This is a genomic window from Pseudoxanthomonas sp. PXM01, from assembly GCF_014851815.1.
Classification (GTDB): domain Bacteria; phylum Pseudomonadota; class Gammaproteobacteria; order Xanthomonadales; family Xanthomonadaceae; genus Pseudoxanthomonas_A.
In genome coordinates this window covers 136,410-150,723 of record NZ_JACVAJ010000002.1, presented here as the reverse complement: position 1 = coordinate 150,723, position 14,314 = coordinate 136,410, and the positions used below count along the sequence as shown (strand labels likewise).

The 14,314-nt window shown below is 68.3% G+C and carries 13 protein-coding genes; 7 read left to right on the top strand and 6 right to left on the bottom strand.

Annotation, left to right across the window (positions count from 1 at the left end):
* Nucleotides 1-9 precede the first annotated feature (9 nt).
* Nucleotides 10-1,560, top strand: a complete 1,551-nt coding sequence (locus tag IB230_RS10000) for a phospholipase D family protein (protein ID WP_192271751.1) — start codon at nt 10-12, stop codon at nt 1,558-1,560.
* A 3-nt stretch (nt 1,561-1,563) separates the two neighbouring features.
* Here the strand turns inward: IB230_RS10000 and IB230_RS09995 are convergent, their stop codons facing one another.
* The 6 genes from IB230_RS09995 to rlmJ form a co-directional block, all read right to left on the bottom strand.
* Complete coding sequence (locus IB230_RS09995; protein WP_192271749.1) at nt 1,564-2,169, bottom strand: HD domain-containing phosphohydrolase; 606 nt, start codon at nt 2,167-2,169, stop codon at nt 1,564-1,566.
* A 40-nt stretch (nt 2,170-2,209) separates the two neighbouring features.
* Nucleotides 2,210-5,683 (bottom strand): transcription-repair coupling factor, encoded by a 3,474-nt coding sequence (mfd, locus tag IB230_RS09990; protein ID WP_192271747.1) that lies wholly within the window; start codon nt 5,681-5,683, stop codon nt 2,210-2,212.
* Between the two features lie 106 nt (nt 5,684-5,789).
* Nucleotides 5,790-6,062 (bottom strand): DUF4242 domain-containing protein, encoded by a 273-nt coding sequence (locus tag IB230_RS09985; protein ID WP_192271745.1) that lies wholly within the window; start codon nt 6,060-6,062, stop codon nt 5,790-5,792.
* Nucleotides 6,063-6,152: 90 nt separating this feature from the next.
* Nucleotides 6,153-6,701, bottom strand: a complete 549-nt coding sequence (locus IB230_RS09980) for a GNAT family N-acetyltransferase (RefSeq protein ID WP_192271743.1) — start codon at nt 6,699-6,701, stop codon at nt 6,153-6,155.
* 55 nt (nt 6,702-6,756) lie between these two features.
* A complete protein-coding gene (locus IB230_RS09975; RefSeq protein ID WP_192271741.1) occupies nt 6,757-7,707 on the bottom strand; it encodes a DUF808 domain-containing protein in 951 nt (316 codons plus the stop codon).
* Between the two features lie 79 nt (nt 7,708-7,786).
* Nucleotides 7,787-8,644, bottom strand: a complete 858-nt coding sequence (gene rlmJ, locus IB230_RS09970; RefSeq protein WP_192271739.1) for a 23S rRNA (adenine(2030)-N(6))-methyltransferase RlmJ — start codon at nt 8,642-8,644, stop codon at nt 7,787-7,789.
* On the opposite strand from rlmJ, the gene creB reads away from it, so the two are divergent.
* The 6 genes from creB (at nt 8,643) to IB230_RS09940 (ending at nt 14,308) form a co-directional block, all read left to right on the top strand.
* Nucleotides 8,643-9,350 carry a two-component system response regulator CreB gene (creB, locus tag IB230_RS09965; RefSeq protein WP_192271737.1) on the top strand — a complete coding sequence of 236 codons (708 nt, stop codon included), beginning with the start codon at nt 8,643-8,645 and terminating at the stop codon, nt 9,348-9,350. The two genes, rlmJ and creB, sit on opposite strands and share 2 nt — an antisense overlap.
* Before the next feature lies 1 nt (nt 9,351).
* Entirely contained in the window at nt 9,352-10,791 is a 1,440-nt protein-coding gene (gene creC, locus IB230_RS09960; protein WP_192271735.1) for a two-component system sensor histidine kinase CreC, read from the top strand.
* A 131-nt stretch (nt 10,792-10,922) separates the two neighbouring features.
* A complete protein-coding gene (gene creD, locus IB230_RS09955; protein ID WP_192271733.1) occupies nt 10,923-12,293 on the top strand; it encodes a cell envelope integrity protein CreD in 1,371 nt (456 codons plus the stop codon).
* 81 nt (nt 12,294-12,374) lie between these two features.
* Nucleotides 12,375-12,860: a hypothetical protein gene (locus IB230_RS09950; RefSeq protein ID WP_192271731.1), complete on the top strand. Its 486-nt coding sequence runs from the start codon at nt 12,375-12,377 to the stop codon at nt 12,858-12,860.
* A 22-nt stretch (nt 12,861-12,882) separates the two neighbouring features.
* A complete protein-coding gene (locus IB230_RS09945; protein WP_192271729.1) occupies nt 12,883-13,167 on the top strand; it encodes a hypothetical protein in 285 nt (94 codons plus the stop codon).
* 136 nt (nt 13,168-13,303) lie between these two features.
* Nucleotides 13,304-14,308 carry an MBL fold metallo-hydrolase gene (locus IB230_RS09940; protein WP_192271727.1) on the top strand — a complete coding sequence of 335 codons (1,005 nt, stop codon included), beginning with the start codon at nt 13,304-13,306 and terminating at the stop codon, nt 14,306-14,308.
* Nucleotides 14,309-14,314: the final 6 nt, after the last annotated feature.

The window sequence follows — 14,314 nt, the reverse complement described above, 5'->3', positions numbered from 1 at the left end:
GGGGACACCATGCGCAAGTGGCTGCGCCGACTGGGGATCGCGCTGCTGGTGCTGGTGGTGGCCTCCGGCGTGGCGCTGTACAGCTACGGCCGGTTCGCCGAAGGCGCACGGGGGGCTGCATCGCAGTCGCTGCCCACCGCCGCCGACGCCACCGCGCTCGACCGCGCCGTTGCGCCGCTGCTGCGCGAACGCGGCAGACAGAGTGGCATGGCGCTGCTGTCGGACAACCTGGATGCCTTCACGGTTCGCGCCGCCACCGCACGCGCTGCCGGTCGCAGCCTGGACCTGCAGTACTACATCTGGAACCACGATTTCACCGGCAACCTGCTGAGCTACGAAGTCCTGCGCGCTGCCGATCGTGGTGTGCGGGTCCGCCTGCTGCTGGACGACATGACCGCGCACGGCAAGGACTCGCACCTGGCCGCGCTGGACGCGCACGCGAACATCGAGGTGCGACTGTTCAATCCGTCGCGCAGCCGTGCCGGCGTGCTCGGCCGCGCAACGGAAATGCTGCTGCGGCCGATGGCGATGAACCGCCGCATGCACAACAAGGCCTGGATCGCCGACGGCCGCGTGGCGGTGGTCGGCGGACGCAATGTCGGCGACGAGTACTTCGATGCCGCCGCGCAGACCAACTTCATGGACCTGGATGCCGTGCTGCTCGGGCCGGCCGTCGCGCAGACGGCGACGATCTTCGACGACTTCTGGAACAGCGCCTCGGTGATTCCGTTATCGGCCCTGTCGACGGCGGAAGCGGGCGCACTGGAAAGGCTGCGCGAGAACGGCGACGCCGGTTACCGGTCCACGCAGGCGGCGGACTACGTCGCACGGCTGCGCAGCACGCCCGGCGTACGCGCGCTGGTCGGCGGCAATGCGCTGCACTGGCTGGACGAGGTGGGCGTGTACTCCGATCCGGCCGCCAAGGGCCAGGGCGAAGGGCAGGCACAGTGGCTGGTGCATCGGCTGGGCAAGGCCATGGGCGAAGCGAAGCGCGAACTGCGGGTGATCTCGCCGTACTTCGTGCCCGGCGACGAGGGCACGCGCTGGCTGGTCGGCAAGCGGGCGGAAGGCGTCGACGTCAGCGTGCTGACCAACTCGCTGGCGGCCAACGACGTGATGGCCGTGCATGGGGGCTACGCGCCGTACCGCGTGCGGCTGCTGCAGGGTGGCGTGGAGCTGTTCGAACTCATGCCGCACGGCAAGCAGGACAGCAGCCTGTTCGGCTCCAGCGGCGCCAGCCTGCACACCAAGGCGTTCGCCGTGGATGGCGAAGCGGGCTTCATCGGCTCGTTCAACCTCGATCCGCGCTCGGTGAACCTCAACACCGAGATGGGCATCCTGTTCCGTGATCGCAGCGCGGCCGCCGCCCTGTTGCGCAGCTACGAGGCGAAGATCGCCGTCGACCGGAGTTACCGCGTGCGGCTGCAGGATGGCGCCCTGCGCTGGGAGGACGCATCGCAACAGCCACCGCGCATCTGGGACCGCGAGCCGGAAGCCAGCGTCTGGCGCCGGTGGACCGCGCGTGCGATCGGCTGGCTGCCGGTCGAATCGCAGTTGTAGCGCTCAGGCCTCGCGCAGCGAGGCGTCGCGCATCAGCCGTTCGAATACGCGGAACACCTCGGCATCGACCTTTTCGTCCTGCTCTGCATGCAGGATGCGCATCGCCGTCTCGTGCGCGCGTCCTTCGGCATAGGGGCGACGTGTCGTCATCGCATCGTAGCTGTCGGCCACCCGCAGGATGCGGGCCCCCAGCGGGATCGCCGCGCCGGTCAGCCCGTCGGGGTAGCCGCTGCCGTCGATGGCTTCGTGATGATGGCGGATCAGGGCGGCGACGGCGATGGCATGGCGATGCCCGCTGGCCAGGAAGATCCGTTCTCCGAGTTCGCTGTGCGCCTGGATCGATGGCCAGTCCTCGTCGGCCACCGGCCCCGTGTGCAACAGCACACGGTCGGGTACGCCGATCTTGCCGACGTCGTGGAAATAGGCGGCCAGCTCGAGTTGTTCCAGCTGGTCTGCGTCCAGGTCGAAGCACTGGCCCAATGCCCTTGCGATGCGGCCGGTGCGGTCGCAGTGCCCCCGCGTGTATGCATCGCGCACTTCGATGGCCAGGGCCAGCGACTCCAGGGAACAGGCGATATCGCTGAAATCCGGTGCGGGGTCGAAGGTCATGGGCAATCTCGACGGAGGAGGGGCAGGGACGTGCACATGTTCAACCCGGCGCCAGCGTGGTCAGCAACGCCTTGGCCGCGTTGAAGCGATCGGGCGCGTCCGGCAACGGCACCTTGATGCGCAGCTTGTCGGGACCGTCCATGGTGTAGAGCTTCGGCTGCTTCTGGATCAGCTGGATCACCGCCATCGGGTCGATCTTCGGCTTGGCCTCGAACACGATGCGGCCGCCATGCTCACCGAGCTCCAGCTTGCGGATGCCCATATCGTTGGCCGCCAGCTTCAGTTCGGCCGTGGCGAACAGGTACTTGGCCGGATCCGGCAGCAGGCCGAAGCGGTCGATCATCTCCACCTGCAGGTCGCGCAGTTCCTCCTTGTCACGCGCGCTGCTGATGCGCTTGTACAGCGTCAGGCGCGTGTGCACGTCCGGCAGGTAATCGTCGGGGATCAGCGACGGGACGTTCAGTTCGACCTCGGCACCACGACGCTCCTGGCCCAGATCGACGTCCGGCAGGTGGCCGGCCTTGATCGACCGCACCGCGCGTTCCAGCAGTTCGGTGTACAGGCTGAAACCGACCTCGGCCATCTGCCCGCTCTGGTCTTCGCCGAGCAGTTCGCCGGCGCCACGGATTTCCAGGTCGTGCGTGGCGAGGGTGAAGCCCGCGCCCAGCTCGTCCATCGACGCGATCGCCTCCAGCCGGCGCTGCGCATCGGCGGTGATGCTGCGCTTGTCCGGCACGACGAGATACGCATAGGAGCGGTGATGCGAACGGCCGACGCGGCCACGCAGCTGGTGCAGCTGCGCCAGGCCGAACTTGTCGGCGCGGTTCATGATGATGGTGTTGGCGTTGGGGATGTCGATGCCCGACTCGATGATGGTCGTGCACAGCAACACGTTGAAACGCTGCTTCTGGAAATCCAACATCACCTGTTCCAGCTCGCGCTCGGGCATCTGCCCATGCGCCACGCCGATGCGTGCCTCCGGCACCAGCTCCTGCAGCTCGCGCTGCATGCGGCCGATGCTCTCCACGTCGTTGTGCAGGAAGTACACCTGGCCACCGCGCGACAGTTCGCGCTGGAAGGCTTCCTTCAGCAACGCCGCATCCCACGGCGTGACGAAGGTCTGCACCGCCATGCGATTGGCCGGTGGCGTGGCGATGATGGACAGGTCGCGCAGGCCGGCCATCGCCATGTTGAGCGTGCGCGGGATCGGCGTGGCGGTCAGCGTCAGCAGGTGCACGTTGGCGCGCAGCGCCTTCAGCGCTTCCTTCTGGCGCACGCCGAAGCGCTGCTCCTCGTCCACGATCACCAGGCCCAGGTCCTTGAACTTCACGTCCGGCTGCAGCAGGCGGTGCGTGCCGACGATGACGTCCAGCTTGCCTTCGGCCAGCTTCTCCAGCTCCGCCTTGATCTCCTTGGCGGTCTTGAAGCGCGACAGCACCTCGACCTTCAACGGCCAGTCGGCGAAGCGGTCGCGGAAGTTGCGGTAGTGCTGCTCGGCCAGCAGCGTGGTGGGCACCAGCACGGCCACCTGCTTGCCGGCGCTGGCGGCGGCGAAGGCGGCGCGCACGGCGACCTCGGTCTTGCCGAAGCCGACGTCGCCGCAGACCACGCGGTCCATCGGCTGGCTGCTGGCAAGGTCGCGGATCACCGACTCGATCGCATGGTGCTGGTCGGGCGTCTCCTCGAACGGGAAACCCGCGGCGAACGGTTCGTACATCGCGCGATCCAGGTGCAGCGCCAGGCCGGCGCGGGCCTGGCGGCGCGCCTGGATCTCCAGCAGCTCGGCGGCGACGTCGCGGACCTTCTCGGCGGCCTTCTTCTTGGCCTTCGCCCAGGCTTCACCGCCGAGCGAATGCAACGGTGCCGTTTCCACCGACGCGCCGGAGTAACGGCTGATCAGGTGCAGTTGCGCGACCGGTACGTACAGGCGGTCGCCCTTGGCGTACTCGATCTCGAGGAACTCGCCGGGCATGCCGCCCACGTCCATCGCGATCAGGCCACGGTAGCGGCCGACGCCGTGGTCCTCATGGACGATGGGCGCGCCTTCGGTCAGTTCGCCGAGGTCGCGGATGATGGCTTCCGGCTCGCGGCCGGTGCGCTTGCGCCGGTGCGCCTGCGTGGCGCGCTCGGGGAACAGCTGGCGCTCGGTCAGCACCGCGATGCGCGGATCGTCCAGTGCGAAGCCGTCGGCCAGCGGGGCGACGGCGATCGCGAAGCGTTCGCCGCCTGCGCGGAACGTGCCGAAGTCGGTGGCCACCGCGGGCTTCAGTTCGGCCGCCTGCAGCACTTCCAGCAACGCCTCGCGACGGCCGGGCGAGTCGGCAGCGATCAGCACGCGGCCCGGGTAGTGGCCGAGGAACGACTTCAGTGCGTCGCCGGCAGGCGCGTCCTTCGCCGCCACCGGCAGCGGCGGCAGGGGTTGTTCGCCCAGCGGCAGCGCATCGGCGTGCCGGCTGTGCTGCGCGCCGCAGACCTCGATGCGTGCGCGCTGGTTGAGCTGTTCGCGCAGACCATCCGGCGACAGGTAGAGCTCGTCCGGCGGCAGCAGCGGACGCTCGATGTCGTGGCGTCGTTGCTCGTAGCGGTTGCGGGTCTGCGCCCAGAACGCTTCGGCGGCCTCGCCGAAGCCGTCGGTCAGCAGCGGCAGCGCGCTTTGCCGGAGGTAGTCGAACAGCGTCGAGGTCTGGTCGAAGAACAGCGGCAGGTAGTACTCCACGCCGGCCGGCGCCAGTCCGGATTTCAGGTCCTGGTACAGCGCGCTGCGGCGCGTATCGACATCGAAGCGGTCGCGCAGCAGGGTCATCGCGCGCTCGACGGCCCGTTCGTCCAGCGGGACTTCGCGGCCGGGCAGCAGTTGCACGGCATCGGTCCTGTCGAGCGAGCGCTGGCTTTCCGGATCGAAGTGGCGGATCGAGTCGATGGTGTCGTCCAGCAGCTCGATGCGCAGCGGCGCGTCCGCGCCCATCGGATAGACGTCGAGCAGGCCGCCACGCACGGCGAAGTCGCCCGGGTCCAGTACCTGCGGCACATGGCGGTAACTGGCGGCCTCCAGCCGGCGCTTCTCGGCATCGAAATCCAGCCGCTGGCCGACCCGGTAGTCGAAGCTGCCGCCGACGATGTGGCGCAGCGGAGACAGCCGCTGCATCAGCGTCTGCACCGGCACGATCACGATGCCGCGCGCCAGCGTGGGCAGGCGGTGCAGGGCGGCCAGGCGCTGCGAGACGATGTCCGGGTGCGGGCTGAACTGGTCGTAGGGCAGCGTTTCCCAATCCGGGAATGGCACGACCGGCAGATCGTCCGCAGGGCCGAGCAGCGTATGCAGGTCGGCTTCGAGCTGGTGCGCTTCATGGTTGTCGCGGGCGACCACCAGCAGCGGGCCGTCATGCGCCTGCGCGGCGGCGGCGATCGACCACGCCAGCGCGGTCGGCGAGGCGGGGGCACGCCACCAGGCACGGGACTGGCCGCCTCGGGGCAGCGGGGGAACGGGCGGGGAGCTTTTCTTGGTGTCGGTCATGGGCGCACAAAACAACGGCAGCGCCGGACACCATGGGGTGCCCAGCGCGAAGGGACGCGCAGTTTACCAAGCGGGCCAGCGCGGGCCCGTCACGACCCGGAACGGATCATTCCGCGGTCAGCGGATCGATCACGTCGGCGACAAGGGAAATGCGGTCGACAGGAAAGCCGCCGCGGCGCGAATGCTCGAGCACGAGATCCTCGCTCGGCGCGCGGTACACGCAGTAGATCCGGTCGTCGGTGACGTAGCTGTGCTCCCATTGCACCTGCGGACCCAGCTCGTTCAGTACGCGGCACGAGGTCTGTGAAACGGCCTTCAGTTCGGCCGGCGTCATCAGGCCGGCGCCCTGGACATCGCGTTCGATCACGTATCGGGGCATGACGGCCTCCGCTGGCGTGGCGACAGCCACGGCCTTACCCGGGAAGACGAGGGAAGTGGCCGCAGCGGGCCGACCGCCGGTCGGCAGTGCTCAGGGACCTTCGTTCAGATCCAGCACCACGCGGACCAGGCCCGAGCCGTCGTTCTCGCGCACGCGCTTGAACCCCAGCGACTGCGCCAGCGCCAGCATCGGCTGGTTGGTGTCGAGCACGTCGCCGTACAGGCGGTCGAGCTTCTTCGAGCGAGCCCACTTGGCCAGCTTGCGCATCAGGTGGCGGCCCAGGCCCTGGCCGGCGATGAAGTGGCTGACCAGGATCGCGAACTCCGCGTCGCGGGTCCGCGGCACCAGGGCGGCGCGCGCCACCGCCCCCACCAGCGCCTCGCCCGGCGGCAAGGCTTCGGCCGCGACCAGGGCGAACTCGCTGTTGGGGTCGGGATGGGTCAGGCGCTGCGCCATTTCAGGCGTCAGTTCCTTCAGCGCGTACATGAAGCGGTGACGGATCTCTTCCGGTCCCAGCAGGCCGAACGCGCCCTGGATGGGGCCGGCGTCTTCGGGACGGATCGGGCGGATCAGCAGTTCGCGCCCGCTGGGCAGGCGGAAGTGTTCATGCCAGGGCGGGAGGCGTTTCGGCGCGGTCATGGCGTGATGCTCGCATGAAATCCGGAGGCGCGGCGAGAGCGGTGAAGGACCGGGTTCAGGCGCCGTGGCGTTTGCCGCGCAGGCGAGAGACCAGCGTGACGACGGCGACGATCACTGCGCCCGTGAGCACGCCAACGGCGGCATTGAACAGGCTGCCCCACAGCCAGCCGAGCTCGCCTTCCGCATACGGCTGGATGAAGTGGTGCAGCGCCGGGATGCTGTGGACGAGGATGCCGCCGCCGACCAGGAACATCGCGGCGGTGCCGGCGATCGACAGGAACTTCATCAGGTAGGGCGCGCTGTAGAGGATGCCGCGGCCGAAGGCACGCTTGAACCGCGCCCAGCCGCTGTCGCGCTTGTCCGCCGCCAATGCCAGGCCGGCGTCGTCCAGCTTCACGATGCCACCGACCAGGCCGTAGACGCCCACGGTCATGATCGCGGAGATGGCCAGCAGCGTGAGCACCTGCTCGATGAAGGTACGACCCGCCAATGTGCCCAGCGAGATGACGATGATCTCGGCCGAGAGAATGAAGTCGGTGCGGATCGCGCCCCGCACCTTGTCCTTCTCGAACGCGACCATGTCGACGTTCTCGTCCTGGATCGCGGCCACGCGCTCGGCGTGGCGCTGGTCGTCCTCGCCCTTGTGCAGGAACTTGTGCGCCAGCTTCTCCACGCCCTCGAAGCAGAGGAACGCGCCACCCAGCATCATCAGCGGCGTCACCAGCGGGACGTTGTACCCCTTGCCGTGCAGCCAGGTCTCCAGCGCGCTGATCGCCAGTGCAGCCGGTACCAGGATGGCCTTGTTGACCACCGAGCCCTTCGCCACCGCCCACACCACCGGCAGTTCGCGGTCGGCTTTCACGCCGGTGACCTGCTGCGCGTTCAGCGCGAGGTCGTCGCCCAGCACGCCGGCCGTCTTCTTCGCCGCCACCTTGGTCATCACCGACACGTCGTCCAGCAGGGTGGCGATGTCGTCGATCAGGGCGAACAGGCTGGATCCGGCCATGGAAAGGGGGCTGTCGAAGGGAGGAGAGCGCGATTCTCGCACAGCGCCCGACGGCGCCGCGTCGTTGTCGCGAAGGGGGTCAGACGGGGTCCCGCAACCAGTCCAGGCGATGGCTGGCGCCGGTTTCGCCCAAAGTGGAGGCCAGCACCGGCAGCACCGGCGCCAGCGCCTGGTCGAGCTGCCAGGGTGGGTTGATCACCAGCATGCCGCTGCCGTTGAGCCGCAGCGGGGAGTCGTCCGGGCGCACCTGCAGTTCGGCGACAAAGGCGCCCTTCGACGGCAGCGCCGCGGCCTTGCGGAAGAACGGCAGCAGGCTGCGTCGCTGCTTGATGGGGTACCACACCACGTAGGTCGCGGCCGGCCACCGTTCCAGCGCATCGCGCAGCGACGCCAGGATCTGCGGGTACTCGGCATCCTGCACCTCGTAGGGCGGATCGATCAGTACGATGCCGCGGGCAATGCGCTGTTCGCCCACGCGCGGCGGAAGCAGCGCCTTCATCGCGGCGTAGCCATCGCGGGCATGCACGACGACGCGGTCGTCGTCGGCGAACACCTCGCGCAGCGCCTGCGCTTCATCGGGTTGCAGCTCGCATGCCGCCAGCCGGTCGTGCGATCGCAACGCCTGCGCGACCAGCAGGGGTGAGCCGGGATAGGTGATCAGGGCGCCGACCGGGTTGTTGGCCACCACCGCGCGCAGGTAGCGCTCGGCCGGGTCGGGCAACCGGGCGGCCCCCATCAGCTTGAACACACCGCCGGCGGCTTCCGAGGTCTTGCGGCTTTCCGCGCCGCCCAGCATGTAGCGGCCGCGCCCGGCGTGGGTGTCGAGCACGAAGAACGGCGCGTCCTTGCGCTTCAGTGCATCGATGCAGGCCAGCACGACGATGTGCTTGAGGACGTCGGCATGGTTGCCGGCGTGGTAGGCATGGCGGTAATTCATGGCGCGCAGCATATATGCTTGCGCCATGCCCCGTGTACTGATTGCCGAAGACGAAACCGCCATCGCCGACGCCGTGCTGTATGCGCTGCGCAGCGAGGGCATCGAGGCCGACCACTGTCTGCTGGCGCGCGAGGTCGCGCCGCGCGTGCGTGCCGGTGGCGTCGATGTGGTGGTGCTGGACGTGGGCCTGCCGGATGCCAGCGGCTTCGATGTCTGCCGCGAACTGCGCGGCTTCAGTGACGTGCCGGTGATTTTCCTGACCGCGCGCAACGACGAGATCGACCGTGTGCTCGGGCTGGAACTGGGCGCGGATGATTACGTCACCAAACCCTTTTCGCCCCGTGAGCTGGTGGCCCGCGTGCGCGCGCGTCTGCGGCGCTCCGTTGCGCCCAAGGCGGACGCCGGGGCATCGCTGGAGCGCGGCGCCTTCGCCGTCGATCGCGACGGTCACCGCATCCGCTTCCGCGACCAGTTGCTCGATCTGACCCGTTACGAATACGCGCTGCTGGACGCCCTGCTGCAGCGTCCCGGCGCGATCCTCAGCCGCGCGCAACTGATGGACCGTGGCTGGGATAGCGACGCCGACAGTGCCGACCGCACCGTCGACACCCACGTGAAGACCCTGCGCGCCAAGCTGCGCGCCGCCGGTGCCGACCCCGACCCGATCCGCACGCACCGCGGACTGGGCTACGCCATCGAGACCTGATATGCGGCTCGGGCTGAAGCTCGTCCTCGGCTTCTTCCTGATCGTCGGCATCGCCGCGTTCTTCGTGATGCGCGTGTTCGTCAACGAAGTGAAGCCCGGCGTCCGTCAGGCGATGGAGTCCACGCTGGTCGACGCGGCCAACATGCTGGCCGAGATGGCCGCCGACGACCTCAAGTCCGGCCGCATCGCCGATGGCGTGTTCGCCGGCAATGTGGCGGAGGCGCAGCAGCGGGATCCCAAGGCTTGGGTGTGGCGTTTCCAGAAGCGCAGCGTCGACTACCGCGTGACCGTGACCGATGCGAAAGGTACGGTGGTGTTCGATTCGCAGGGTCGCGACGTCGGCCGGGACAACTCGCGCTGGAACGACGTCTACCGCACGCTGCGCGGCGAGTACGGCGCACGCTCCAGCGCCGAAGTGCCCGGCGACAAGACCAACACGGTGATGCACGTGGCCGCGCCGATCTACGACCCCGCCGACCGCACACGATTGATCGGCGTGCTGACGCTGTCGCAGCCGAACCGCAGCATCGAGCCCTTCATCGTCGCCAGCCAGCGCAGCATCCTGCTGCGTGGCGCCTGGCTGATCGGCATCTCCGCACTGATCGGGGTGTTGATGACGTGGTGGCTGATGCGCGGCATCGGCGGCCTGAACCGCTATGCGCAGGCGGTCAGCGCGGGCGAACCGGTGCCGCCGCCGCGCCCGCGCACCGACGAGATCGGCGACCTCGGGCGTGCACTGGAAACGATGCGCCGCAAGCTGGAAGGCAAGGCCTACGTCGAGCAGTACGTGCAGTCGCTGACCCACGAGATGAAGTCGCCGCTGGCCGCCATCCGCGGAGCCGCGGAGCTGCTGCAGGAGCCGTTGCCGGAGGCCGAGCGCCAGCGCTTCGCACGCAACATCCAGACCCAGGAGCAGCGGCTGACCGAGACCATCGACAAGCTGCTGGCCCTGGCCGAGGTGGAGCAGCACGGCTGGCTTCAGCGGCGCGAGCGCATCGATGTCGCGTCACTGGCCGATGAGGTGGTGCGCGACCTCGACGCGAAGCTGACGCCGCAGGGGGTGATGGTCGAGCGCCTGCCGCAGGCGGGTAGCTGGGCGGTGGAGGGCGATGCCTTCCTGTTGCGTCGCGCGCTGGCCAACCTGCTCGACAACGCCATCGCGTTCTCGCCAGCGGGCGGCAAGGTGGAACTGGCCATCGACGCGTCGGACGGGGAGGTCCGCTTCATCGTGCGGGACCGCGGTCCCGGCGTACCCGACTACGCGCAGGAGCGCGTATTCGAGCGTTTCTACTCGCTGCCACGGCCCGACGGTGGTCCGCGCAGCTCCGGCCTGGGCCTGCCGTTCGTGCGTGAGGTCATGCGATTGCATGGTGGCGAAGCCTCCCTAGGTAATCGCCCCGAGGGTGGCGCGGAAGCGGTGCTGTCGCTGCCCAGGGTGTAGCGCAAGCTCGAATCGTCATCCCGGCCTTCGCCCGAACGACGGGGCGCACTTCACACAGCCTTCAAACACGCTTCCTGCCCGTTGCACCGACGGGCTGGACGATGCACCGCGTATCCAACCGGGGCATCGACATGAAGTCATTGAAGTTGCTGTTGCGCTTTCTCACCGTCGGCGGGCTGGTCCTGCTGTTGCTCATCCCGCTGATGATGATCCGCGGCACCATCCAGGAGCGCGAGGCGTACCGCCAGCAGGCGGTCGATCGCGTGGTCCAGGGCACGGCCGGCAAGCAGCGGCTCACGGGTCCCATCCGCGTCGTGCCATGGTCGGAGACCCGCCGTTCCGAGTGGATCGACGACAAGGGCGTCAAGCGCCAGCGCGAGGACAAGACCAGCGGCCATCTGCTGCAGATGCCCAAGACCCTGCAGGTCGCGGGCCACATGGCGCCTTCCGAACGTAGCGTGGGCCTGTACAAGGTCCGGGTGTACGAATGGCATGCGGACCTCGACGCCACGTTCGAACCCTCGTTGCCAGGGCCGTCGGCCACTGGCGCGGAACGCCAGTACGGCACGCCGTATCTCGTGTTCGGCATTTCCGACGTGCGCGGTGTCGCCGGCACGCCGGAGCTGAAGGTCGATGGCGCGACGCTTCCGCTGAAGTCCGGTACCGGCTACCTGGGTGCCCGCCTGGATGGCATCCATGCCGAGTTGCCTGCCGTCGCAGCAGGCCGTGCGGCGGGCCAGCAGGTGAAGATGAAGCTGCTGCTCAAGGGCACCGAGGCGCTGTCCGTCGTGCCGCTGGGCGACAACAACGACATCCGGATCAAGTCCTCGTGGCCGCATCCGAAGTTCGAGGGCTATTCCCCCACCAGCGACGTCGGTGGTTCGGGTTTCAATGCCACCTGGAAGATCTCCTCGCTGGCCAGCAATGCGCAGAAGCAGTTGCGGGGCGAGGACGGTGGGGCGTCGCAGTCGGACCGCATCGTCGAAGGCCGCGTGCTGGCCGCGCCGTTGAACGGTGGCGTGGATGCGCTGCACGTCGGTCTGGTCGACCCCATCGACGTCTACACGCAGGCCGATCGCGCCAGCAAGTACGGCATCCTGTTCGTGGTGCTGACCTTCGTCGGCTTCGCCCTGTTCGAACTGATCAAGCGCTTGCCGATCCACCCGCTGCAGTACCTGCTGGTGGGCCTGGCGCTGGCGATCTTCTTCCTGTTGCTGCTCAGCCTGTCCGAGCACATCGCCTTCTGGCTGGCCTACCTCGTCTCGGCCGTCGCGTGCATCGGGCTGCAGTTCGTCTACCTGTCCGGTGTGCTGAGAAGCTGGATACGGGCGGCCGGCTTCGCCACGATGCTGACGATGCTGTATGGCGTGCTCTACGGCCTGCTAGTGTCCGAGGACAATGCACTGCTGATGGGCTCGCTGCTGCTATTCGGCATCCTGGCCGCGATCATGTGGGTCACCCGCAAGGTGGACTGGTATGCGCTCGGCACGGAACTGCGCTGAGCCATGCGTCCGGCATCGCGCCGATCGTCCTGGAAGGCCGCGCTTGCGGCCTTCCTGCTCGTACTTGCCGCGGGGTGGGCGATGAACCGTGCACGCATCTACCATCGCGCGCAGCAGGTGCTGCCGTCGGTGATCGAGACATCCGGCATGCAGCGCTTCGCGATGTCGCAGGGACAGCTGGAATGCATGCTGTTGAGCCTGCTGGTGCGATGCGAAACGCATGGCGCGGTGGTGCTGCAACTGTCCGACGATGCGGCGGACGCCATCCGGCGCGATGGCCTGGCCTACTTCGAAGGGGCAACGGTCGCGCGCGGCGCGCTGTCCCGGCGAGGCCCGGCCCGCTACGCCGCGTGGCGGCGTTCGCCATTGCCGGAGGAATGGGGACGGGCTGAAGCGGCCCCCGGCCTGTGGCCCGGCGTGGGGCATGTGGACGTGGGGGCCGGCATGGGCCGTCGCCTGTCCAAGGCATGGCAGGATGGCGCCTACTACACGCAGGAGCGCGCGGGTGGTGCCTGGCTCGTGGTGCTGCCGGACGAGCGGTTGGTGGTCTACAGCTGGTGGGACTAGGCGGAGCAGGGAGCGGCCTTCGTTGAGTGCACTTCTCACCGCACTGTCGATCCTGTGGGTGCCGTTCTCCCTGTTCGCGGTCGCTGCCGCGCTGTTGGGGTTCCTCTGTCGCCCCCTGTTCCTGCCGATGCTCGCTGCCGCAAGCCTTGCGATGTTCTGGGTCTGCAAGGCATTCGCGACGGGTGAACGTTTCGCTCCACTGTTCGTCCTGCCCCTGGTGGTGGCGCACCTGTCGGCCACGCTCGCCAGTGTGTGGCTGCGGAGGGCGATGGCGGAAGGATTTCGCCGGGAAGGGGCCGCAATGTAGGAACGTCGTGATGCATGCGCGGACGCCTGTACGGCATAAGCACATGAGTGCTGGTTATCAGTCCAAAGGTATGAGTACCACGGAGGCGTAGGGTGCGACGCGTAAGCTCGCGATGATCTCTTCCCGGAGCTTGCGCATGCGTGTCCTATTCCGTCTTCTGGCCCTCGGTTTCGCTTGCCTGGCCACGCCCGTGTTCGCCGCCGATGTCGCCGCCCCCCGCATCACCGTCATCTACGACGCCTTCGGCGACGATCCCGCGCTGGAGAAGGACTGGGGCTTCGCCGCGCTGGTGGAGGCCGGCGGCAAGCGCATCCTGTTCGACACCGGCAACGATGCGGCGATCTTCGCGCGCAACGTCAAGGCGAAAGGCATCGACCTGTCGCGGCTGGATGCGGTGGTGATGTCGCATCGCCACGCCGACCACATGGCCGGCCTGGTCGAGGTGCTGAAGGTCAATCCGCAGGTGCCGGTCTACGCGCCGCAGGAAGGCTTCGGCATCTACGGCTCGTCGCTGCCGTCCGGCTTCTACCGCAAGGACGCCTCGTTGCCCGCACGCATGCGTTACTACGACGGCGAACCGGCCGAACGCCTGCAGTTCGGTCGCGCCTGGCCCACGGGCAACTTCAAGCCGCTGGCCGACACCACCGAGATCGCGCCGGGCGTGTGGACGATCGCCGCCGTCTCCGATGCGCCGGGGACGCGCGAACTGCGCGAGTTGTCGCTGGCCATCCGGACCGACAAGGGCCTGGTGCTCGTGGTCGGCTGCTCGCACCCGGGCATCGCGCACATCGTCGATGCGGCCGCCAAGCTCGATCCGCAGATCCATCTGGTGATCGGCGGCTTCCACTTCGTCAACGCCGACGATACCGCCATTGCCGGCCTCGTCGATGCCTTGAAGGCGCACCGCATCCAGTACATCGCGCCCGGCCACTGCACCGGCGAACCGACGTTCGCCGCGCTGCTGAAGGCGTTCGGCGACCGCTACCTGTACGCCGGTGTCGGCGCCGTGCTGGATTTCGGCAAGGACGGCGTGGCCTCGCGCCCGCGCGGCGTGGACCTAGGCAATGCCGACCGGGTGCATTACCGGCTGCTGGCGCAGGATGGCGAGCACGCGCACCGGCACGTGGCGCACGCACACTAGGCCAGC